This window comes from Paenibacillus sp. QJM3NY_38, from assembly GCF_056173265.1.
Window position 1 is genome coordinate 208,235 of the sequence record NZ_CM149665.1, and the last position, 23,279, is coordinate 231,513.

The following is a 23,279-nucleotide window of genomic DNA, read 5'->3' on the forward strand; positions in this document are numbered from 1 at the left end:
GCCATCATCCTATCCCCTTAATCGGCTTGTTGTTTTTTCCGAATATAGGTGGATAGTAACATAAATACTGCCAAATATCCTGCTAAAACCATGAAATTATCCAGTCCCGGCGCTTCTCCGCGAACGATTGACCAGGCACCTCCGCCAAAATGATAGGAGGGCATCCATTTGCCGATGGCTTGCATGATGGAAGGCATCGCTTCGATCGGGAACCACATCCCGCCCGTAACGGCCAGCCCTAAGTAGATGCCGTTGCTGACGCCGCTTGCCGTGTCGACCCGTTTCATGGATCCAATCAAGGTACCGATGGCAAGAAACGGGACGGATGCGATCAGAATCCAAAGTCCGCTGAGCAGCCATTGTCCGTAGGTGAGGGAGACTCCGTTAATCAGGTAGCCGGCTACAAAAATGACGAGGATGCAGAGCAGATGCATAACCGTCTGCACAAACATTTTGCCAAAGAAATACACGCTGCCAGGAAGCGGCGTTACCCGCATATATACAGCCCAGCCCTGGACTCTCTCTTGCACGAGGCGAATGCCGAGCGACATGATGGCGGTGCCCATGACACTGAAGGACGCCATCGACATGAGATAGTGGGCCTGCCATTGTCCGGTATCGTCGGCCCCCGTATTCACGACCCGCGTAAAGATGAAATAGAACAGAATTGGCATGGCCAAAGACCAGAAAATATAATACGGATTGCGTACCATCCGGAGTAATTCCATTTTGCACTGCAAGGTGATCAGTTTCCAGGTTGTCATCGTTATACAGCCTCCCCTTGATCCATCGTTAATTGGTCGAATGCTTCGTCCAGGCTTCCTTGATCGATGCGAATGTCGCGTACAGCCAGCCCGGCCCGGAACAGAGCCGCCAGCACCGTGTCCGTATCATCGGTAACGGCGTTTAGCCGGCCGTTGTGTTCATACACATCGGTTACGCCGGGTACTTCCTGAAGCAGCTCCTTGACCTGCTGGTGGTCCGCATCCACGATAAAGGAAACCGACCTTCGTGTCAGCTTGGCTTTGATCGCTTCCGGCGTGCCATCGGCGGCAACCTGACCTTGATGGAACAGCAGAATGCGGTCGGCCATATCGTCCGCCTCTTGCAGATAATGCGTGGTAAACAGAATCGTTTTGCCCTGGTCGGCAAGCTTGCGTACCGTCTGCCAAAATAACCGGCGGGCCGATGTATCCAGGCCGACCGTTGGTTCATCGAAGAACAGCAACTCGGGGTTGCCCGCAATCGCCAGCGCAAAGCTGAGCTTGCGTTTCTGGCCGCCGGACATTTTGACAGCCCATTTATTCAGTTCTTCAGCGGTAAGTCCGCTCAAGCTCGCGATTTCATCCAGTGTTAGCGGGTTCGGATAATAGCCTCGGATGAGATTGATAATTTCGCGCGTCCGCAATCCGTCCATAACACTGACCTCTTGAAGCATGGCGCCGATCTTCTCACGTACCTTCAAGTCCTTCGGACTGCGCCCGAACAAAAGAACTTCACCTTGGCTGGCGACTTTAAGGCCGAGCATCATGGAGATGGCGGTTGATTTCCCTGCTCCGTTGGGTCCGAGAATGGCTGTGATCGACCCTTTCTCTATCGTAAACGACACTTGGTTGACGGCTTTTTTGCTTCCGAACATTTTAGTTACCTGCCGCAGCTCTGCGATAGGTTCTTGGATTGGGTTTGTCATGGAATCGCTCCTCCGTAATCGAAATGATCTGAATTCATCATACGAAAGCAGAGGAATGCCTGTTAGTAAAGGATGTCACCACTTCAGAGTGACAATTGTCATGTCGGATCTGCCATAGGGAGAGGGGAGTTAGATGATGAACAAACAAGGGAGGTTTCGCGGATGTTTGGATACGCTTACATAATCGGAATTAAAGGACTGCTTACCGTTTTCCGTCACGTGGTGTTCTCTTGACCGCAGAAGTGCCTTCAATTATAGTGGGTACAGTAGGAGCAATCTATAATATAGAAGGAAAAAGGTGGCTTGAAACATGTCTGAGAACATCTACGTCGGTGTCGATCTGGGCGGAACAGCAATTAAAGTTGGAATTTGCAATGAAGAGGGGCATCTTCTGCATAAGTATGAGGGGCCGACGGAAACAGCCAAAGGCGTTGACACGGTTATTGACAACATTGAGAAATATGTGCGTCACATTGTGGAAGAATCGCCATTCAGCTGGGATCAACTTGCTGGTGTGGGAGCTGGATTCGCCGGCTTTACGAATATTCGTGAAGGCATCATTATTCTGGCACCGAATGTAGGATTTAAAGATGTACCGATTCGCGCACTGCTTGAAGAGCGTCTCGGCAAGCCCGTCAAAATAGACAACGACGCCAATGTAGCTGCATTGGGTGAAGCCTGGAGCGGCTCAGGGCGCGGCGTTGAGAACTGCGTATGCTACACGCTGGGTACCGGTGTTGGCGGAGGCATTATTATTAACGGCAAGATTTATCAAGGCTTCGGCGGCATGGCTGGCGAGCTTGGACATATCTCGGTTGTGCCGGACTTGGAAGCGATTCAATGCGGATGCGGTGAAATGGGCTGTCTGGAGACGGTTTCGTCGGCAACCGGCATTATCCGTATGGCCAAGGATGCCGTAGAACGTGGGGACCGTACTTCCCTTGCCCATGTAGAGAGCATTGCGGCGAAGGAAGTGTTTGATGCTGCAAAGGCTGGCGATGAAGTTGCCATTCGGATCGTGAATCGCGCAGCTTATTACCTGGGCAAATCTATGGCTGCCGTTGCGGCCGTGTTGAATCCGGAAGCCTTTATTATCGGCGGCGGCGTATCCAAAGCCGGCGACATTCTGTTTGATGAAGTCCGCGCTGTATTTGCGAAGTTGACACCAGAGCCGCTTCAGCGAGGTGTGCGCATCGTTCCGGCTGAGCTCGGCAATGATGCCGGCGTTGTAGGCGCTGCCGGACTGCATTTGCGTTCGTAATCATTATTCACCATACATCGTCTGATCTAAACTTATAAGGGAGGGAAAGCTGATGCTGGAAGCAGCCAACCGAGGCAGCAACACATCATCCATGGCCACCCTGATCATCATCACCGGGATGTCGGGAGCAGGTAAGACCTTGGCCGTACAAAGTCTGGAGGATCTTGGATTCTTTTGCGTCGATAACCTGCCTCCGGTGCTCATTCCCAAATTCGCGGAGCTGATCGATCAATCCAAGGGTAAGATCGGCAAGGTTGCATTGGTCATCGACCTGCGTGGCCGCGAATTTTTTACGGCTCTATCAGAGTCTCTGAGTTACATCAAGGATCACTTTACCATCCACTGCGAGATTCTATTCCTGGATGCAACGGATTCCGTGCTTGTACAACGTTATAAGGAAAGCCGCCGTCGCCATCCGCTCGCTCCGGAAGGCATGCCGCTTGACGGTATAAGGTTGGAGCGCAAAATGCTGGATGAGCTGAAGAATTCGGCTACCCAGGTGATCGATACGAGCAATATGAAGCCTGTGCGATTGAAGGAGAAGATTATCTCACGTTTCACACATCTGGAGAGCAGCACGTTATCGGTAAATATCACATCCTTTGGGTTTAAATACGGGATTCCGATTGACGCTGATCTGGTGTTTGATGTGCGCTTTCTGCCCAACCCGCACTATGTGGAGCAGCTGCGCCCAAATACCGGCCAGAACAGTGATGTATATGAATACGTGATGAAATGGCCGGAGACGCAGGCGTTTCTAACCAAACTGCTCGATATGCTGCATTTCTTGATCCCGCAGTATCGGAAGGAAGGCAAAAGCCAGGTTATTATCGGCATTGGCTGTACCGGCGGGAAGCATCGCTCCGTTGCGATAGCGGAATACCTTGGCAAAATGCTGGGCGTTAGCGAAACGGAGACGGTATCGGTGAGTCACCGTGATTCCGATCGGGATCGGCATTAATTAAGGGAAGTGATAAATGTGGCTGTGCAAGCTAGAAAGCGTCCCCGCATCGTCGTGATGGGTGGAGGAACCGGGCTGTCCGTTATGCTCCGGGGACTCAAGGAGAAGCCGCTTGATATTACGGCTATCGTTACCGTCGCTGATGATGGGGGAAGCTCCGGCATACTGCGTAGCGAATTGCAGATGCCGCCCCCGGGAGATATTCGAAATGTACTTACAGCGCTCGCCGATGTGGAGCCGCTGTTATCCGATATATTGAAATACCGCTTTAAGAATGGCTCGGGACTGGCCGGGCACAGCCTCGGCAATTTAATCTTGGCTGCCATGACGGATTTGCACGGTGATTTTGTCACGGCAGTCAAGGAGATGAGCCGGGTTTTTGTTGTTCGAGGACAGGTGCTGCCCGCGGCGGGTGAAGCCGTTATTTTGCATGCAGAGATGGAAGACGGTTCTATTGTGACCGGTGAATCCAAAATCCCGGAGGCTGGGCGCCGCATTAAACGGATCTTTCTGGAGCCGGAGCATGTTGAGCCACTGCCGGAAGCGCTGGAGGCGATTCAGCAGGCCGATGCAATTCTGATCGGTCCGGGAAGCCTATATACCAGTATTTTGCCCAATTTACTTGTTCCCAAGCTTGCTGAAGCCATCGTATCCTCTGAGGCGATCAAAATGTTCGTGTGCAATGTGATGACGCAGCCTGGAGAAACCGATAATTATACGGTGAGCGATCATTTGCAGGCCGTTTACGATCATATTGGTCTTCATCTGTTCGATTATGTTATTGTAAATGATGGCGAAATCCCGCCGCAGGTTCAGGATAAGTATGCTCAGAAGGGTGCAAAGCCCGTGTTCCTGGATCGTGATGAGGTGACCAGCAGAGGGTACAAACTCATTGCAGATAAGCTTGTGCTATTTAGAACATACTTAAGACATGACGCTGACAAGCTGAGCAATCATATATTTCAGCTGGTACAGGATTGGATTACACGAAAGGGGTGAGTACCTTGTCCTTTGCGGCACAGACGAAGAAAGAACTGACAATGATCGAAAGCCAGAACTGCTGTGAAAAAGCCGAGCTGTCCGCGCTCATTCGGATGAACGGTTCTGTTCAGCTTTCGAACAAAAAGGTAATCCTGGATATTTCAACGGAAAATGCCGCGATTGCAAGACGTATTTATTCCTTAATTAAGAGGCATTTCCAGGCACATACCGAACTTTTGGTGCGTAAAAAAATGCGTTTGAAGAAGAATAACGTATATATCGTTCGTATTCCCGCCCAGGTTCAGGAGATACTTAAAGAACTGCGCATCGTTTCCGAGGGCTTTCTGTTTCAATCGCGGATTGATGAACAAATCGTTCGCAAAAATTGCTGTAAACGCGCCTATTTGCGCGGTGCCTTTATGGCTGGCGGATCCGTGAACAATCCGGAGGGGTCTTCATACCATCTGGAAATTGCCTCAATGTATGAAGAGCACTGCCAGTCCCTGGTGGATCTGGCGAATGAGTTTCATCTGAACGCACGCTGCATCGAGCGGAAGAAAGGCTTTATCTTCTACATTAAGGAAGGCGAGAAAATCATCGAGTTCCTTAATCTGATCGGTGCCCACCAGGCATTATTCAAGTTCGAGGATGTCCGGATTATGCGGGATATGCGGAATTCGGTGAACCGGATCGTAAACTGCGAGACCGCCAACCTGAACAAAACGATCGGCGCTGCCGTCCGTCAGATTGAGAACATTAAGCTGCTCCAAAAGGAAATGGGTCTTGAGAATTTGCCCGATAAACTGCGGGAAGTGGCTGAAATTCGACTGGCTCATCCGGACATGAATCTGAAGGAAGTCGGCGAGCTTCTTAAAGGAACCGTCAGCAAATCCGGCGTTAATCACCGCCTGCGCAAAATCGACGAATTGGCCGAAAAGATTCGGAATGGGTAAGAATTTTTTCTTCTAGTGTCCTGTATGGTAAAATGGTATAATATTATAAAATGTCAATCGCGCTTTCAATGCAGCAGATTTATTAGATAGGGGGTAATTTTCATGACAAAGCACCCGGTAGTCGTTCGGTTAAAGACGGGTCTTCACGCCAGACCGGCCGCGCTGTTCGTTCAGGAAGCGAATAAATACTCATCTGAAATCTTCGTTGAAAAAGATGATAAAAAAGTTAATGCCAAAAGTATCATGGGAATTATGAGCCTTGCGATCAGCTCTGGTACGGAAGTTTACATTAGTGCTGAGGGAGCCGACGCGGAGCAAGCGGTTACTTCACTCGTGAACTTGGTGAGCAAAGAGGAACTCGAGAACCAATAAGGGTCACCGTGATTGAAGTTTAAGAAAAGTCTTGTTACTGCAAGGCTTTTTTTGCTATCAAGGCCTTCTGTTGCTGGATTCTCGCTTGGTTTTCGTGCGTACATATGGATAGATTTCGAGAAGGGGCGGAGAAATCCGCTCTTTTTGTACATCGTGCGCACTGCTGCTGCGTGGTCCGGGGCATGCTTAGATGGCTTATTACTATATTGGAATATTGGGGGTCCCCGCAAAGTAGTTGGAATAAGATCGTAGCTTAGGCTCCATTTGGTGGGGTCATTTTAGGTTGTTTCTCTAGAAATAAGCCTTCGTTTAACTTCAGTTTAACTTGTTGAACTATTCTTTCCTTACAGACAATAAACAAGGATGGAAGGGAAGAGAAAACGATGAGAGAAACGGACCATACTTCGATACAGGAAATAGCTCAGGAAAGGCAGGCCGGCAGCAGCAAAGCGGGTTCGCAGGCCTTCTTCCGGCTGTTAAAAGAAACGAAACCGCCGATGCTGCTGCTGATTGGAGCCATCTTGCTGAATGTGGTATCAACCCTGGTCGGGCTAGTCATTCCGATGTTTACAAAGAGCCTGGTGGATGGCTTCTCCTTAACGGATATGAACCGCTCCCATATCATCGGACTTGGGATCGCATTTGTGGTGCAGACGATAGCCTCAGGGGTTTCGATCTTTTTGCTGAGTTATACGGGACAGAAGATGGTGGCCGCCCTTAGGGAACGGCTGTGGAAAAAGCTCCTGGTGCTGCCGATCCGCTACTTCGATCATAATCGTTCAGGGGAATCGGTCAGCCGGATGACGAATGATACAGGAGTGATCAAAAGTCTCATATCGGACCATGTGGCCGGATTTTTTAGCGGGATTATTTCTATCGTCGGTTCCATTGGGGTGCTCCTCTATCTAAACTGGAAGATGACACTGACGATGTTTATCGTCATTCCGATTGCAGCGCTGATTCTTGTGCCTCTTGGCAAGAAAATGTATAAAATCTCGCTTGGCATGCAGGATGAGACGGCTACGTTTACGGCGAATATCAGTCAGGTGCTGTCGGAGATTCGTTTGGTGAAAGCATCAAACGCTGAGGACAGAGAGTATGAGAATGGGCATAAAGGGATCACCAATCTGCTGAATTTCGGGATCAAGGAAGGCGTAGTATCCGCCTGGATTGCACCGCTGATGTCTTTCGTGCTGATGATGCTGCTGGTGGTGGTCATCGGGTATGGCGGACTTCAGGTATCCACAGGGGCATTGACCGCCGGCGAGCTGGTTGCGTTTATCCTGTATCTGATTCAGATCGTGATGCCGATGACGCAGTTAACGACGTTTTTTACCCAGTTTCAGAAGGCCAAAGGAGCAACCGAGCGAATATTGGAAACACTGGATGCAGAGGAAGAGTCCATTTCGGAAGGTAGCGATGTGGTGAACGCGAATCAGCGGGTGTCTATCGAGAATCTGTCGTTTGGTTACAAACCGGATGAGCTGGTACTGCATGATATCAGCTTTCAGATGGAGCCGGGCACGGTCACGGCAGTGGTTGGACCGAGTGGCGGAGGCAAAACGACGCTGTTCTCCATGCTTGAGCGTTTTTACCTACCGCAAAAAGGACAGATCCGATTGGGTAAGACGGCGATTGATACGTTCTCTCTACGCTCATGGCGCGGGTTGATTGGTTATGTCTCACAGGATAGTCCAATGATCGCGGGAACCATTCGCGACAACTTATGTTATGGGATGGACCGGGAAGTGAGCGATGGGGAGATCCGAAGAGCGGCAGAAATGGCCTATGCAGATGGATTTATCGACGAGCTGCCGCATGGTTTTGATACGGATGTGGGCGAACGGGGCGTGAAGCTCTCCGGCGGTCAGCGGCAGCGGATTGCCATAGCCAGAGCCTTGCTGCGGGATCCGAAGATTCTGATGCTGGACGAAGCCACCTCCAGTCTGGACAGCCGTTCCGAGATTGAAGTGCAGAAGGCCCTCAAGAACCTGATGGCTGGCCGGACGACGATTATTATTGCGCACCGGTTATCCACGGTTGTAGGAGCGAATCAGATTATTTTCATTGAAAAAGGAACGGTAACCGGACGGGGAACGCATGATGAATTGATTGAGCAGCATGACATGTACAGAGAGTTTGCCGTGCAGCAGCTGCAGATGAATGAAACGATTGAGGCCTAAGGGTGCCTTGAAATGCTGGGGAAGAAGGGATGGCCACCATGGCAAAAATATTGGTAGTGGACGACGACCCGAATATCCGCGAACTCATAAAGGTGTTTCTGGAGGAAGCGGGGATGGAAGGGGTATTCGAAGCCTCGGATGGCGTCGAGGCCTTGTCCGTCATGGAACAGACATCCGTCGATCTGGTCGTGATGGATATCATGATGCCGAATATGGACGGATGGGAGCTGTGCCGGGAGATCCGGAGGAACACCGGTATTCCGGTGCTGATGCTGACGGCAAAAGGGGAAACGAGGCAGATCGTGAAGGGTTTTGAGCTGGGTACCGACGATTATCTGGTGAAGCCCTTCGAACCAGCGGAGCTTGTTGTGCGCGTCAAAGCGCTGCTGAAGCGGTATCAGGTAGCCGCATCGCAGACGGTGACCATCGGCAAGCTGCAGATGAACCGCAGAACCTATGAGGTCAAGGCGGGTGATGAGGCTTTTACCCTGCCGCTGAAGGAGTTTGAGCTGCTCTTCAAGCTGGCCAGTTATCCGGGGAGCACGTTGCCGCGCGACAGGCTGATCGAAGATATATGGGGATATGACTTTGAAGGGAACGAACGGACGCTGGATGTCCACGTGAATCGGCTGCGGGAGCGGTTCCCGGAGGAGAAATACCGGTTCAGGATTCGAACGGTGCGCGGTCTGGGTTACCGCCTGGAGGCAGGTGAAGGTTAATGAAGAAAACGCGCAAAATATTGTGGAAGATCGTTCGGGAAACGCTTCAGACCATCTTGGTCTTTGCGGTATTAGGTGCGTCATGGACGGCGGCGACCTATGTGACGCGGTTTATTTACACCTGGACGGGAACGCCGCGTTGGGATTATGTCATCCAGCTGATCAACTTGTTTGTTGGCGTCATCATCTTCTTCCTATGCATGCTGGTCGTGGGCATGTTCTTCAAGCATCGGCAAATGGCCATGCTGAATTCCATTACGGATGCCATGCGCCGGATATCGCAGGGAGACTTCAAGGTAAAGATGAACGAAAATGAATGGCGCGGGGAGTTCAAGATGATCGCCAGCAGCATTAACGACATGGCCGGCGAATTGGGGCGGATGGAGACCATGCGTCAGGATTTCATCTCCAATGTGTCCCATGAAATTCAATCCCCGCTTACTTCGATTCGGGGGTTTGCAAGGGCGCTCCGAAATCCCCGCCTCACGGAGGAGAAGAGAGCCCGTTACCTGGAGATCATCGAAGGAGAGAGCCGCCGCTTGTCGCAGCTGAGTGACAATCTGTTAAAGCTGTCATCCCTGGAAGGAGAGCAACCGGCATTCGAAAGGGCTCGTTACCGGCTCGACGGGCAGCTGCGTGCGGTCGTCTTGGCGCATGAGCCGCAGTGGCTGGCGAAACGGATTCAGGTGGATCTGGATCTCGCAAAGGTAGAGATTGAGGCCACAGAGGATCTGCTGAGTCAAGTGTGGACCAACTTGCTGCACAACAGCATCAAATTCACGCCGGAAGGCGGTATGATCACCATCGTGCTGAAAGCAGGGGAGGACGGAGCCGAGGTTACGATGACGGATACGGGGGTCGGGATGTCGGAGTCGGACCAGCTGCATATATTCGAACGCTTTTACAAAGCGGACAAATCGCGTAACCGCGCTGCGGGGGGCAGCGGGCTTGGATTATCGATCGTGAAGCGGATCGTCGATATTCATCAAGGGAATATTACGGTCCAATCCGAGCTTGGGAAAGGCTCGGCATTTACCGTGAAGGTGCCGTATAAGCGATCACTGGATACGAAGTAGTGATCGTGCGGTGAAGGTTGGACATAAGACATAAAGCATTTCCTCGGTAATCTTGCGAATGTAACGGACACCAAGGACCTTATTTGCCGAATGAAGCACCTTCCCCGCGCGGTGTAATAATGGTTGCTGCAAGATGATCGGCGTCGACGCACCTCGGCCACGCACCGTGCGCATAGGAAGCAGTGCGCACAGGGAGCAACCCGCAAGGTACGTGCATCCATACGGCAACGGTTGCTACAGGTAGGTTAGCTGCACCATTACAGCACCTTCTCCAAAAAGCTGATCGTACGCTCATGCTTCGGTCTGCCGAACACTTCCTCCGGCGGGCCTTCCTCTACGATATACCCGCCATCCATGAAAATCACCCGGTCCGCAACCTCGCGGGCAAAGCCCATCTCATGCGTGACGATCATCATCGTCATGCCTTCGCGCGCGAGATCCTTCATCACGCCGAGCACTTCGCCGACCATCTCGGGGTCCAGCGCCGATGTCGGCTCGTCAAACAGCATGATGTCCGGATTCATCGCCAAGGCCCGGGCGATCGCGACACGCTGTTTCTGCCCGCCCGACAGCTGGCTGGGGAAGGCTTCCGCCTTATCCGAGAGGCCTACTTGCTCCAGCAGCTTCAGCCCCGTGGCACGCGCCTCGGAGGCGCTCTGCTTGCCCAGTTCGACCGGGGCAAATGTGATGTTCTTCAGCACATTGAAGTGGGGGAACAGATTAAAGTGCTGGAACACCATGCCGATGTTCTCACGCGCCTTGTTGATGTCCGTTTTAGGGTCATTGATATCCTTGTCATGTACGAACACCCTGCCTGCCGTAATGTCCTCCAGTCGGTTGATGCAGCGCAGGAAGGTGCTTTTGCCGGAGCCCGAGGGCCCGATGACACAGACAACCTCGCCTTCCTGAACCTGCATGTCAATGCCCTTCAGCACCTCGTTCGTTCCAAAATTCTTCTTCAGTCCTTCTACGCGGATTTTATCCATGACGCACCTTCCCTTCCAGACGGCCCGAAATTTTAGTCAGAATAGTAATCACGACCAGATACATGATGGCGACCACGAGCCAAATATCAAACGAAGCGAATGTTCTTGCGATGATGATTTTCCCGGATTGGGTCAGCTCGACCAGGCCGATTACCGACAGGATCGACGTATCCTTGAGCGTGATCACCAGTTGGTTAATAAAGGTCGGAATCATGACTTTGATTGCCTGGGGAATGATGATTTTCATCATGGCTTTACGGTATGGCAGACCGAGCGAGCGGGCAGCCTCCAGTTGTCCAGGGTCAATGGATTGGATACCGCCCCGGATAATTTCCGTGACATAGGCACCGGCATTCAGGCTAAGTGTCAGGACAGCTGCCACGATCGGCGACATCGTGAACCCGAGCGCTTGCGGAATACCGAAATAGATGAAGAAGGCAAGGACCAGCAGCGGTATGCCGCGGAAAATATCCACGAATACTGTTGCGATGCCTCGGAGCCATTTATTGCGTCCGACCTTCATAAAACCGAATATCAACCCTAGGAAAAACGCAAAGAACAGCGATACGATGGTCAACAGCAGCGTATTGCCAAGGCCCTTCAGCAACGAAGGCAGCGACTCCACGATTAGCTCCCAGCGGCTTTGATTCGCCGCGCCCACGGCATTTTCGCCAATGTATTTTGCTTTAATGCGATCGTACTCTCCGCTTGCCTTCAGGTTGATCAAGCCGGCATTGAATTTCTCCAGAAGCTCCTGGTTCCGTCCCTTGCCGACGGCAAATCCGTAGGAGGCACCTGGCTCCATATCCGTAACGATCTTCAGTCCATTGTTCTGCTCGACTCCGTATGCCAGCACGGGGAAGTCGTCAAAACAGGCAACGGAATTGCCGGTCCTTACATCGTCATACATCTGGGCCGAATCGTCAAAAGGCACGATGGTGAATCCGTATTTGGAGGATATGGATTCGGCAAAGCTGTAGCCCTCCGTACCGGTTTTGACAGCGACTTTTTTTCCTTTTAAATCCTCGTACCCTTTAATAGACTCCTGATCCTGGCGAATGGCCATGACCACACCTGATTCAAAATAAGGATCGGAAAAATCGAATTTCTGCTTCCGCTCTTCCGTGATGCTCATGCCGGCAATGACTCCATCGACCTGATTGGCTTCCAGCGCCTGAACCGCCGCATTGAAGCCGAGCGGCTTGATCTCATATTTGAAATTCTGATCTTTTGCGATCGCATCCAGCAGATCCATGTCGATACCGACAAATTTGCCGCTTGCATCCTGGAATTCAAACGGGGCAAACGTAATGTCCGTTCCGATCTGATAGGTTTTACCGGAGGCTGGCTCTGCCGCGGCGCTTGCCGCCCCGTATGGCATGCCCGCTGCCATGAGTATCAGCAGTGACATGAACGCGTATAACATCCGGAATGATTTCATAGTGACCTCCTCTTTTTAAACACCGATGTAAGTTAGTTACCCATTAAGGCTTCCTTATTAAACAGCTGCCGTCTTCTTCATTGGGTATCTTATTTTGCTAATCAACCAATCATGCCTAGATATACCAATTAAATGGAGCGTATCAACATAAGTTGAAGAAAAATTCAAAACGCTTCAATTCGGATGCAACATTTACCAATGCCCTCACGTTAGAAGGGTAAGGCAAGCATGGCAGCGATGCCAATATTGAAGGAGGCTGACAATAATGAAAAGATGGGTCAAACAAGTAGGTTCCATCATGATTGCAGGTGCACTGTTGACTGGAAGTACGGCTGTAGTAGGATTGAGCGGGGCAACCGAGGTGCATGCGGCGGAGGCAGCACAGCAAAACCTTCTAACCGTACTCGGTAAAGGCGAGATCTCGGTGAAGCCAGATATCGTATATCTTTCCATCGGGGCTGAATCATATGCGGAAACCGCAAAATCCGCACAGAAGAGCAACGCACAGAAAATGGATAAAATTACGAAGCTGTTGAAAGAAACCTGGAAGATCGATGACAAGGATATCAAAACCGAGCAGTTCTATGTACAGCCTAACTATACGTACTCTGATGATAATGGACGTAAAGTGAAAAACTATTCGGCGTATCATTCCCTGGAAGTCACGCTTCGCGACTTGAACAAAGTCGGCGATTTGCTTGATGCAGCGTCCGATGCCGGCGCCAATTCCATTGGAAACGCACGTTTCTCAGTGGAGAACCGCGATGCGTTCGAGGCCCAAGTGATTGATAAGGCGATGGCGAATGCAGACCTGAAAGCTCAGGCGATGGCAAAAGCCTCCAAGCGTCAGTTGGGCATCGTGCTGAACATTGTGGAAGGTTCTGTTGGTGTAGATACCATCTATGGCCTCGAAAAAATGGCGATGGAAGCACAATCCACAGCAGCGGACGCGGGTGCAAACACATCCGTGAAGCCGGGCGAAATCAAAATCTCAACGCAGCTGTACGTGCAATATGAGCTGAAGTAGTTGTTGTTTTCGACTCAGCATGCAGAGAACCGTTCATCCGGATCTTACCGGGTGGACGGTTTTTTGTGTATCCTTATTTGAAAAATGAAATACCATAATCAGGGCCCACATCCGTCCCTTCCCCTGTCGAAATACACAGAAAAGTGTTGTGTATAGGGGGAAAACAAGGTATAGTGAATATGCGAAAAACTGAACTTTGATCTGAACGTTACAGCCATACCCATGGATATGGCTTTTTTTTCTTAGTCGAGACTTCTAGCATCCTCCACCTTTAAGAAACGGATTCTGCCAACCTGAGCACAACAGGCAGTAGGACCGTTTCTTCTTAGTGGGGAACGTTTTTGTGCATACTGTTAGCAGGAATGTACACATGGAACAGGTCACATTTTGAAGAAGGGGTTGATGCATGTGATTGAACTTGTCCAGATCGAGAAGCATTTTCAGGGACAAGCGGTCGTGCATCCGCTGTCGCTCTCCATTAAAGAAGGGGAATTCCTGACTTTGCTGGGCCCCAGCGGCTGCGGCAAAACGACGATTCTCCGAATGATAGCAGGATTCGAACAGCCAACCAAAGGACAGGTCTGGCTGGCGGGTCAGAATGTGACGGAAATACCTGCGAACAAGCGGGATTTGAATCTGGTATTCCAACACTATGCTCTGTTTCCGCATATGACCGTAGAAGATAATATCGCTTTTGGGCTGAAAATGAAAAAAATGCCGCGCCAACTCATCAAGGAGCGGGTGGACGAGGCCGTTGCCATGACGCAGCTCACCGCCCTGCGGGAACGCTTCCCGCACCAGCTGTCCGGCGGACAGCAGCAGCGCGTGGCCATCGCCCGCGCCATTGCCAACAAACCGAAGGTGCTGCTGCTGGATGAACCGCTTGGCGCACTGGATCTGCAGCTGCGGAAGAATCTGCAGTCCGAGCTCAAGCATTTGCAGCGAACGCTCGGGATAACGTTTGTATATGTAACGCACGACCAAGAGGAAGCCATGATGCTCTCCGACCGGATCGTCATCATGAACCATGGACGGGTAGAGCAAATCGGTACGCCGCGCGAGATCTATGCAAGACCGCAAACGCTGTTTGCCGCTACGTTTGTAGGGGAGAATAACGTTTTTTCTTCGCCAGAGGGTCTCTTTGCCGTACGGCCAGAGAAACTCATTCCCCAGCGGGAATCGGGTGCCAAGAAGAACGGCGTGATTGAGGATGTGCAGTACCTCGGCAGTGTTCATAAACTGCTGGTCCAATTGGATGATGAACCGATGAAGGTCATGATTGCCCTCGATATCTCGGATGATCAGCCATGGGAGGTTGGCGAACGGGTTGGGGTGAACTGGAACGCCAAAGATGAGGTGATCATCGGATCATGAGGAAATCAAGGTTCCTGTTGACTCCGGTCCTGCTGTGGTTATCCCTGTTTCTGATCGTTCCGATGCTAATCGTGGTCGGCATCTCCTTTCTCTCGCGGGATTCGCTGGGGAATATCGTGTTTTCCTTCAGTTTGGAAGGATACAAGACCTTCTTCGATCCATTATATTTAGGGATCTACTGGGATACCTTGGTACTGTCGCTGCTGACTACGGTAATCTGCTTGTTAGTCAGCTATCCTTTGGCCTATTATATAGCCAACGCTTCCCCGCGTATCCAAACCTGGGGATTAATTCTGATCACGGTCCCGTTCTGGATCAACTTTTTGATCCGCACCTATGCCTGGGTCCTGCTGCTTCGGACCCAAGGCGTGGTGAACAGCCTGCTGCTGTGGATGGGATGGATCGACGAGCCGATTCAGATGCTGTATACGTACGGCGCCGTGCTGCTCGGAATGGTGTATAACTTCATTCCATTCATGGTGCTGCCGATCTACGTGGCTCTGGAACAGATGGATAGGCGTCTGCTGGATGCGGCCAGCGATCTGGGCGCTTCCAGGTGGAAAGCATTCCGGCACATTACCTTGCCGCAGAGCAAATCCGGCATCATGACGGGAGCGGTTCTGGTCTATGTCTCGACATCCGGAATGTTTGTAGTTACGGATATTTTGGGAGGCGCGAAGTCCTCCATGATCAGTAATATCATTCAGCAGCAGTTCCTGGGTGCGCGCAACTGGCCCTTTGGAGCGGCGTTATCGGTGATCTTCGTGATTACGTCCCTGGTGCTGATCCTGCTCTTTAACCGGGCGATGCAAGCCCGCCATCAACGCGTAGGGGAGGGGAGATAAGTGAAGAAGAAGAATCACCCGCTGCTTGGGATTCACTCTTTCCTTATGATGGCTTTCATCTATGTACCGATCATCATGATCATCATCTATTCCTTTAATAACACGCGGCTTAGCGGCAACTGGGAAGGATTTACATTGGATTGGTATGTGTCGCTATTCGAGAACCGGCACGTGATGGAAGCGCTGATGAACAGTTTAACGGTGGCGGTCATATCGACGATCATTTCTACCCTGCTCGGAACTGCGGCGGCGCTCTCGCTTCGGAATCTGGGACGCCGAGGTCGCAGCGGCATGAACGGGCTGCTGTATCTGCCGGTCATTATCCCGGATATTATTATGGGGCTGTCACTGCTGGTATTGTTCAGTCAACTGAATATGCCGCTTGGCAAGACGACGGTGATCATCGCCCATATTACGTTCAGCCTGTCGTATGTGTATGTCGTAGTGACGGCCAGACTGTCGGGCATGGGCAAACAGCTGGATGAGGCGGCCCAGGATTTGGGCGCTACGCCTTGGCAGACGTTCCGGCATGTTACATTGCCGCAGATTGCACCGGGCATTATCTCCGGCGCCTTGATTGCTTTTACGCTGTCATTGGATGACTTTATGGTCAGCTTTTTTGTTGCCGGCCCCAGCTCAACGACGCTGCCGATCTATATTTACGCTCAAGTGAAGCGCGGCATCTCGCCAGAGATTAACGCGCTGTGTACGCTGCTCGTTCTGGTCAGCATCACGCTGATTCTGTTAGCGCAATATATTCTTAACCGCGGCAACGGGGAAAAGAAACATAAAACATTACCGATCTAAGCATAGGTACTGCTTTTTTCGAAATAAAACATGGAAGTGGAAAGAGAGGAGATATTGAATTGAAAAAATCAAGATGGACCCGCCTGCTGACGGCAGGCATGGTTGCGGTATTGTCTGTAGGACTCTTGGCCGGTTGCGGCTCGGATAAAGAGACGCTTCACATTTACAGTTGGGCGGATAACTTTGATCCCGAGGTGCTGAAGGACTTCGAAGAGAAGTTCGACGTAAAGGTAACCTACGACAATTACGCAAACAATGAAGATCTGCTGGCTAAAATCAAGGCTGGCGGCAGTGGGTATGACCTCATTCAGCCGTCCGATTATATGGTCAAAACGATGATTGAATCGGAGCTGCTTGAGCCGCTTGACATGAATAATATCCCGAACTTCGCCAATCTAACAGATACTTTCAAAGATCCTTCTTATGACCCGGGCAATAAATATTCGATTGTCTACACGTCCGGTGTAACGGGAATTGCATATAACAAGAAGTATGTGAAGGATGAGATCAACAGCTGGGAAGATCTCTGGAACCCGGAATACAAGGGTAAAGTCCTGCTTCTGGACGACAACCGTGAAATGATCGGCATGGCGCTTAAGAAGCAAGGGAAGTCCAACAGCAGCACAGATGAAGCGGAAATCATCGCAGCTGCGGATGAGCTGAAGACCCTGCTGCCGAATGTGCTAGCGTTTGATACGGATAACATCAAGCAGAAGATGATCCAAGAAGAAGGCTGGATTGCTACGGTATGGTCCGGAGATGCCGCCTTTATTGCTGCGGAGAATCCGGATGTGGCGTATGTCGTGCCAGAAGAAGGGGCTACCATCTTCTCTGATAACTACGCGATTCCTAAGGGTGCCAAGAATAAAGAGCTGGCCGAGAAATTCATCAATTTCATGATGGAGCCTGAGGTCAGCGCCAAAAACTATGAATTTATCGGATACAGCAATCCGAACACCAAAGCGATGGAATTCCATAGCGAGGAATACCGCGCCAATACGATGATCAACCTGACAGATGAAGAGCTGGGCCGTACCGAATGGCTAGATAATGTCGGTGACTCGCTCTCGATCTATGATCGTTTATGGACTGAACTGAAGAGCGGTCGTTAATTATAGGGCTTGCATTTTCATATTTTTGTAATAAAAAGAGTCTGTCCCATTGGGGGCAGGCTCTTTTTTGTTTGTAAAGAATAGGCCCTTAGTCCCGGAATAGGAAGAAATAGCCGATTTATATGAATCAAACCACAACTTCGTGGCCCGTTTCGTTGTTATATATAAAGGAGGACGCAAATAACTAAAACCAGGTTTCGATACGTTTAATCAGGAAAAGGAGAAAGCGGCTTGAGCGATGTGATGGGCTTGTTGGTTATTGCAGGAATCGTTGCCGTCGCAGCAGCGGTGTTGTTTCTGAACATCTTCAGGAAAAGCGCGCTGTATCTGCTGTTATTGAGTATTCACAGCCCTCGTTGCCATCGGTTTGATTCTTCTAGCTTACGTTGTTCAAGGCAGTGAATTGCTGCTGCTTGCGGGTACATGCGCTCTCTTGTTCGGTGTATTTCTAAGCGTAAAAGCATTCATGCAGAAGGATTAAACGAACGTATAGGTCCCGAGGCATGGAATCAAAATTGTCATTGACTTTGTTACCAATACATTGAAAGCTTTCCTTATAATGATTAAGGGTAATAGATTAACAACTAACGGAAACTTAATTTAACAAAGGTGGAATTCTGATATGAATCCTAAATTACGTGTATGTGCATCATTAATTGCAACTAGCGTCCTGCTTGGCGGTCTGGGTTTGAGCGGACAGGTCATCGATGCAAGCGCCGCTAAGGCACCCGTTTCCGCCAGCCAAAAATCGTCGAAGAATGAAGTCGTACTGAAATGGAATGGCAAGACCCTGTCACAGAAAGGTCTCGTGCTGCACGGGGTAACTTATGTGCCGGCAACCGCTTTGCGGGACGGCCTGGGAATGCCTCTTAAATATGATGCAAAAAAACGTACGTATACACTGGGCAACGGTTATAACAAACTGAGTGCCATCGTATATGATTCAACTGAAATCGGTATTCTGGTGAACGGTTCGTATGCCGGCGAGCCTGGGGGACAGATCATTAATGGTCGTCTGTATGTGCCATTCAAAACGGTCAGCGAATACATGGGTGTTCAGGGACAATGGAACTCTTCCGTGAAAACACTCAGCATGACGCAGAAGAAACAGAACGACATTACGATCAAATCGGCTACGCTGAAGAAAAAGATTCAGGGCGTGGATGCCGTTGTGAACTATCCTGTAATCAGTGGACTTGCAAATGCGGAGGCGCAAGCCGAGATCAATAAAGTACTGAAGGAAAATGCGTCCGGCGTAATCACCGGTGCCGAAGGGAATGCTGAGGAATTCCCGCCATCGGAATCCAGTTTCCCTTACGAGTTCAGTGGGGATTTCGTGGTCCATTATAACCAGAATGATATCCTGAGCATTACAGCATACGATTATTCCTACACGGGTGGCGCCCATGGCATGACCTTCCGTAAAAGCTTCACGTTCTCCTTGAAGGATGGCAAGCAGATGAAGCTGGGCGATTTCATAAACATGCAGGGCAAGAACAAACAGAAGCTGAACAACCTTGTGCTGAACAAGCTGAAAAAAGAAGGAGGCTACCTCGGCGGATTTGAAGGCGTGCCTGCCGATGCTGATTTTTATGTGAAGGATAATGCTGCGGTGCTGTACTTCCAGCTTTATGAGTACACCGCGTATGCCTATGGATTTCCGGAGTTTGAGTTGAAGCTGAAAGAGTGGAAGTAAGAGCATACGGTAGCGGTTTGTGTAAACTGCAATCATTTATTTTCATACTATAGCTTGTTAGAAACATGATGTTGTCCTAATGTAACACTGTACTGGAACGAGTTACGAAAATCCCTTGATCATTTGAGTGTGGAGCGTGTATTCTCCTTACCTGCGATCAGGGGGTTTTTCGTTTACCTAGAGGTTCGCCTCCGTGCATTATTAGGCTTTACGCAATCCGATTGCCCGTGCAAAGGAACCCTGCCCGGGCTTTCCTCTATTCCCCTCCCCACAAGTTAGAGGCAGGCCTTTTAGGAGGGGGATGGTCTTGAGCTAGTCTTTAAGTTTTTATAGGTAAGGTCGTACCAAAGTGAGAGTATCCTTGAAGGAGCAAAGCGTTCGCCTTTGAACTCGGGAAACCTCAGTTATCCATATTCATTCCAGTTTCCCGATTTCAACAGCGACCGGAGGGGATACTCTCACTATTTAGTACTCAAAGTTTTCAATGATCCAGAGGATAAGAAAGGGCAGGCACCGGATAACGGCGCCTGCCCTTTACTTCATTTTTTTTATAAGCCTTGCGGTGGTGTATTCTCTAATACTTGATCAATCAGACCGTATTCTTTGGCTTCGTCAGCCGTCATGAAGTAGTCGCGATCGGTATCCTTCTCAATGCGCTCCAGCGGTTGGCCAGTGCGATCGGACAGGATGCGGTTCAGCTTATCGCGCATTTTGAGGATGCGGCGAGCACGGATCTCAATATCCGTGGCTTGACCTTGTGCGCCGCCGAGCGGCTGGTGAATCATAATCTCGCTGTTAGGCAGACCGTAACGTTTGCCTTTAGCGCCTGCGTTGAGCAGGAATGCGCCCATGGAAGCAGCCATGCCGACACAGATCGTCGAAACGTCCGGCTTAATGAACTGCATCGTATCGAATATCGCCATACCTGCGGTAATGGAACCGCCAGGACTGTTGATGTAAAGATGAATATCCTTCTCAGGATCCTCAGCCGACAAGAACAGCATTTGGGCAATGATGGAATTGGCGACCACGTCATTTACGTCGGAGCCGAGGAAGATAATGCGGTCTTTCAGCAATCTGGAATAGATGTCGTACGCCCGCTCACCGCGGTTGCTTTGTTCAACGACCATAGGTATAAAACTCACGTGGAAAACCTCCTCTTAAGTACCTCATATAAATACTGTTACCGTATTACCCACATGATAAACAATTTAAATCAAAAAGTCAAAGATAGTCAAACTATTGGGTAAAAAAAAGAGCCGTCATGGGCGCTTTAGGGTAATCAGTATAGAGAATAAAAGTTATAATGGCGCGCCCGCGAGGAATCGAACCTCGATCTCAGGCTCCGGAGGCCTACGTCATATCCATTGGACCACGGGCGCAAAAAAAATTAGCAACGAAGTTGATTATACCGCATCTATTTAAAAAATACAATAGCAGACAAAACTTTGTTCCTATTATATAGACGAGCCAGTACTTGGCCATAATGTATAAGAATGCCCGGGGCAGAGAAATATACTTTCGGACACTTGCAACCGGCATAATTATTGGTTAGAATAAAGGTGGGACTTAAAAAGTTCAACTGGGACATTTTACGACCAGCTAGAGAAGAGCCGAGACGAAGTTTGCAGGAGTGGAATGCATGCGTAACCTATTAGAAATACAAGAGCAGCTTCTGCCGGATCTGATGGACACTCTTAAACGAAGGTATACCATCCTTCATCAGATCAAGTTGTCCGGAATTGTTGGCCGAAGAACATTGGCTTCATCACTCTCGATGACCGAGCGTGTTCTCAGAGCAGAGACTGATCTTCTGAAAGCGCAAGGGCTGATCGAGATTGAAACGCTTGGCATGCGTATCAGCAGCTCAGGGATATGCTTGCTGGAGGAGCTGGAGCCGGTCATGAATGAGTTATTCGGACTGGTTGAACTGGAAGAGAAGATTCGTCAGGCTTACGGGCTTCGTAAAGTGGTCATTATTCCCGGTGACAGCGAGTCATCTCCGGAAGTCAAACGTGAGCTTGGCCGGGCCGGAGCAAGAACGCTGCTAAGTTTTGTCCAAGATGGAGATACGATTGCCGTAACCGGCGGCTCCACGCTCGCCGAAGTGGCCGAGCAGATGTCCTCTTTGCCAGGCGGCGAACCGCTGACAAGCACTTGGTTTGTGCCAGCGCGGGGCGGTCTTGGGGAGAGCGTGGAGATTCAAGCGAACACCATTGCTTCCAAGATGGCAAAGCGCGTTGGAGCTGAGTACCGATTGCTTCACGTACCGGATCTGCTAAGCGAGGATGCCTATCAGTCTCTGGTGCAGGATCAGCATATCCAGGAGATCGTGGATGTGATCAGGCGCTGCCGAGTCATTATTCACGGCATCGGAGATGCCATGGAGATGGCAAGAAGACGCAAGCTGGATGAAAACTCTATTCAGAACTTGCAGGCAGATGGCGCGATTGCGGAATCCTTCGGCTACTACTTCAGTGAAGATGGTGAAGTTGTCCACAAAATGCTTACTCTCGGGCTGCGGCTTGAGGATATTATGCGGACAGAGACGATCATCGGCATTGCTGGGGGTCAAGGCAAGGGTAAGGCGATTCACGCGGTGTTGAAATTCGGACATGAGGATATTCTCGTTACCGATGAAGCCGCGGCACTGGAAGTCGAGAAGGAGATTGACGCCGGGATTTGAACCCACGGGCGTGCACACTGATTTTTCCTTATTGTTGTCTTGATTGGCTTAACGGCCAATCTTGAATATATAAATTTTACAAATATGGAGGGAACTACTCATGGTTAAAGTAGGTATTAACGGTTTTGGACGTATTGGACGTAACGTGTTCCGCGCTGCGCTGAACAACAGCGAAGTTGAAATCGTGGCAATCAACGATTTGACGGACGTAAGCACGCTGGCACACCTTTTGAAATATGACACAACTCACGGAAGACTTAATGCAACGGTTGAAGCTAAAGAAGGCGCACTCGTTGTAAACGGCCGTGAAGTGAAAGTATTCGCTGAGCGTAACCCTGAAGCATTGCCTTGGGCTGAGCACGGCGTTGAAATCGTTGTAGAATCCACTGGTATTTTCACAGCGAAAGACAAAGCTTCCGCTCACTTGAAAGGCGGCGCTAAGAAAGTTATCATCTCCGCTCCAGCAACTGACGAAGATATCACCATCGTTATGGGCGTTAACGAAGACAAATACGATGCAGCTAACCATACTGTAATCTCCAACGCTTCTTGTACAACAAACTGCTTGGCTCCTTTCGCTAAAGTTCTTGACGAGAAATTCGGTATCGTTAAGGGTATGATGACTACGGTTCACTCCTACACGAATGACCAGCAAGTGCTTGATCTTCCGCACAAAGATCTGCGTCGTGCTCGTGCAGCTGCTGAAAACATCATTCCATCCACAACTGGTGCTGCTAAAGCGGTTAGCCTCGTTCTGCCACAATTGAAAGGCAAATTGAACGGTATGGCAATGCGTGTACCTACGAAGAACGTTTCTGTAACGGATCTCGTAGTTGAGCTGTCCCAGAATGTAACCCTTGAAGATGTTAACGGAGCTCTGAAAGCAGCTGCTGAAGGCCCGCTGAAAGGCATCTTGAACTACTCCGAAGAGCCGCTTGTATCCAGCGACTACAATGGCGACCCAGCTTCTTCCACTATCGATTCGCTCTCCACTATGGTAGTTGGCGACAACATGGTGAAAGTTGTTTCTTGGTATGACAACGAGTGGGGCTACTCCAACCGTGTCGTTGACCTCGCTGCTTACATCGCAAGCAAAGGTCTGTAATTGA

The 23,279-nt window shown here is 50.2% G+C and carries 22 protein-coding genes and 1 tRNA gene; 17 read left to right on the top strand and 6 right to left on the bottom strand.

The annotated features are described in order from the left end of the window. Window positions 1-17: 17 nt before the first annotated feature. Both AC0VZ8_RS01045 and AC0VZ8_RS01050 read right to left on the bottom strand, forming a co-directional pair. Window positions 18-764 carry an ABC transporter permease gene (locus AC0VZ8_RS01045; protein WP_071219478.1) on the bottom strand — a complete coding sequence of 249 codons (747 nt, stop codon included), beginning with the start codon at window positions 762-764 and terminating at the stop codon, window positions 18-20. A gap of 2 nt (window positions 765-766) precedes the next feature. Beyond that, window positions 767-1,690, bottom strand: coding sequence for an ABC transporter ATP-binding protein (locus tag AC0VZ8_RS01050; protein WP_475485764.1), 924 nt, complete (start codon window positions 1,688-1,690; stop codon window positions 767-769). 310 nt (window positions 1,691-2,000) lie between these two features. On the opposite strand from AC0VZ8_RS01050, the gene AC0VZ8_RS01055 reads away from it, so the two are divergent. From AC0VZ8_RS01055 to AC0VZ8_RS01090, 8 genes are all read left to right on the top strand, one after another. Further along, window positions 2,001-2,951: an ROK family glucokinase gene (locus AC0VZ8_RS01055; RefSeq protein WP_071219480.1), complete on the top strand. Its 951-nt coding sequence runs from the start codon at window positions 2,001-2,003 to the stop codon at window positions 2,949-2,951. Between the two features lie 52 nt (window positions 2,952-3,003). Beyond that, window positions 3,004-3,912, top strand: a complete 909-nt coding sequence (rapZ, locus tag AC0VZ8_RS01060; RefSeq protein ID WP_071219481.1) for an RNase adapter RapZ — start codon at window positions 3,004-3,006, stop codon at window positions 3,910-3,912. A 57-nt stretch (window positions 3,913-3,969) separates the two neighbouring features. After that, entirely contained in the window at window positions 3,970-4,911 is a 942-nt protein-coding gene (locus tag AC0VZ8_RS01065; protein WP_181469905.1) for a gluconeogenesis factor YvcK family protein, read from the top strand. 5 nt (window positions 4,912-4,916) lie between these two features. Then, window positions 4,917-5,846, top strand: a complete 930-nt coding sequence (whiA, locus tag AC0VZ8_RS01070) for a DNA-binding protein WhiA (protein WP_071219483.1) — start codon at window positions 4,917-4,919, stop codon at window positions 5,844-5,846. 102 nt (window positions 5,847-5,948) lie between these two features. Next, window positions 5,949-6,218 (top strand): HPr family phosphocarrier protein, encoded by a 270-nt coding sequence (locus tag AC0VZ8_RS01075; protein WP_006207570.1) that lies wholly within the window; start codon window positions 5,949-5,951, stop codon window positions 6,216-6,218. A 383-nt stretch (window positions 6,219-6,601) separates the two neighbouring features. Beyond that, window positions 6,602-8,401 carry an ABC transporter ATP-binding protein gene (locus AC0VZ8_RS01080; protein WP_475485765.1) on the top strand — a complete coding sequence of 600 codons (1,800 nt, stop codon included), beginning with the start codon at window positions 6,602-6,604 and terminating at the stop codon, window positions 8,399-8,401. A gap of 38 nt (window positions 8,402-8,439) precedes the next feature. Continuing rightward, window positions 8,440-9,120, top strand: a complete 681-nt coding sequence (locus AC0VZ8_RS01085; RefSeq protein WP_071219485.1) for a response regulator transcription factor — start codon at window positions 8,440-8,442, stop codon at window positions 9,118-9,120. Continuing rightward, on the top strand, window positions 9,120-10,196 hold the full coding sequence (locus AC0VZ8_RS01090; RefSeq protein ID WP_475485766.1) for a HAMP domain-containing sensor histidine kinase: 1,077 nt from the start codon (window positions 9,120-9,122) through the stop codon (window positions 10,194-10,196). The genes AC0VZ8_RS01085 and AC0VZ8_RS01090 overlap by 1 nt, the downstream gene beginning before the upstream one ends. Window positions 10,197-10,453: 257 nt before the next feature. On the opposite strand, the gene AC0VZ8_RS01095 is transcribed toward AC0VZ8_RS01090, so the two are convergent. Together AC0VZ8_RS01095 and AC0VZ8_RS01100 are read right to left on the bottom strand one after the other, a co-directional pair. Continuing rightward, window positions 10,454-11,182, bottom strand: coding sequence for an amino acid ABC transporter ATP-binding protein (locus tag AC0VZ8_RS01095; RefSeq protein WP_071219487.1), 729 nt, complete (start codon window positions 11,180-11,182; stop codon window positions 10,454-10,456). After that, window positions 11,175-12,563 carry an amino acid ABC transporter substrate-binding protein/permease gene (locus AC0VZ8_RS01100; RefSeq protein ID WP_235613061.1) on the bottom strand — a complete coding sequence of 463 codons (1,389 nt, stop codon included), beginning with the start codon at window positions 12,561-12,563 and terminating at the stop codon, window positions 11,175-11,177. Before AC0VZ8_RS01100 ends, AC0VZ8_RS01095 begins: the two co-directional genes overlap by 8 nt. A gap of 325 nt (window positions 12,564-12,888) precedes the next feature. Here AC0VZ8_RS01100 and AC0VZ8_RS01105 point away from each other — a divergent pair, with 325 nt between their 5' ends. The 7 genes from AC0VZ8_RS01105 (at window position 12,889) to AC0VZ8_RS01135 (ending at window position 19,484) form a co-directional block, all read left to right on the top strand. Next, window positions 12,889-13,650 (top strand): SIMPL domain-containing protein, encoded by a 762-nt coding sequence (locus AC0VZ8_RS01105; RefSeq protein WP_475485767.1) that lies wholly within the window; start codon window positions 12,889-12,891, stop codon window positions 13,648-13,650. A 402-nt stretch (window positions 13,651-14,052) separates the two neighbouring features. Beyond that, the gene (locus AC0VZ8_RS01110) at window positions 14,053-15,024 is read left to right on the top strand and encodes an ABC transporter ATP-binding protein (RefSeq protein ID WP_475485768.1); all 972 of its coding nucleotides are present in this window, start codon (window positions 14,053-14,055) and stop codon (window positions 15,022-15,024) included. Next, a complete protein-coding gene (locus AC0VZ8_RS01115) occupies window positions 15,021-15,869 on the top strand; it encodes an ABC transporter permease (RefSeq protein WP_475485769.1) in 849 nt (282 codons plus the stop codon). The genes AC0VZ8_RS01110 and AC0VZ8_RS01115 overlap by 4 nt, the downstream gene beginning before the upstream one ends. A 45-nt stretch (window positions 15,870-15,914) precedes the next feature. Beyond that, the gene (locus AC0VZ8_RS01120; protein WP_475487624.1) at window positions 15,915-16,676 is read left to right on the top strand and encodes an ABC transporter permease; all 762 of its coding nucleotides are present in this window, start codon (window positions 15,915-15,917) and stop codon (window positions 16,674-16,676) included. A 59-nt stretch (window positions 16,677-16,735) separates the two neighbouring features. After that, complete coding sequence (locus AC0VZ8_RS01125) at window positions 16,736-17,788, top strand: ABC transporter substrate-binding protein (protein ID WP_475485770.1); 1,053 nt, start codon at window positions 16,736-16,738, stop codon at window positions 17,786-17,788. A 231-nt stretch (window positions 17,789-18,019) separates the two neighbouring features. Continuing rightward, on the top strand, window positions 18,020-18,190 hold the full coding sequence (locus tag AC0VZ8_RS01130; protein ID WP_260068523.1) for a hypothetical protein: 171 nt from the start codon (window positions 18,020-18,022) through the stop codon (window positions 18,188-18,190). 220 nt (window positions 18,191-18,410) lie between these two features. Beyond that, entirely contained in the window at window positions 18,411-19,484 is a 1,074-nt protein-coding gene (locus AC0VZ8_RS01135; protein ID WP_260068524.1) for a PdaC/SigV domain-containing protein, read from the top strand. 548 nt (window positions 19,485-20,032) lie between these two features. On the opposite strand, the gene clpP is transcribed toward AC0VZ8_RS01135, so the two are convergent. Further along, window positions 20,033-20,629, bottom strand: a complete 597-nt coding sequence (clpP, locus tag AC0VZ8_RS01140) for an ATP-dependent Clp endopeptidase proteolytic subunit ClpP (RefSeq protein ID WP_006207581.1) — start codon at window positions 20,627-20,629, stop codon at window positions 20,033-20,035. Between the two features lie 162 nt (window positions 20,630-20,791). Then, window positions 20,792-20,866: transfer RNA gene (locus tag AC0VZ8_RS01145), tRNA-Arg, on the bottom strand. A gap of 260 nt (window positions 20,867-21,126) precedes the next feature. On the opposite strand from AC0VZ8_RS01145, the gene AC0VZ8_RS01150 reads away from it, so the two are divergent. After that, a complete protein-coding gene (locus AC0VZ8_RS01150; RefSeq protein ID WP_071219496.1) occupies window positions 21,127-22,170 on the top strand; it encodes a sugar-binding transcriptional regulator in 1,044 nt (347 codons plus the stop codon). Between the two features lie 100 nt (window positions 22,171-22,270). Beyond that, on the top strand, window positions 22,271-23,275 hold the full coding sequence (gap, locus tag AC0VZ8_RS01155) for a type I glyceraldehyde-3-phosphate dehydrogenase (RefSeq protein ID WP_071219497.1): 1,005 nt from the start codon (window positions 22,271-22,273) through the stop codon (window positions 23,273-23,275). The last annotated feature ends 4 nt before the right edge of the window (window positions 23,276-23,279 follow it).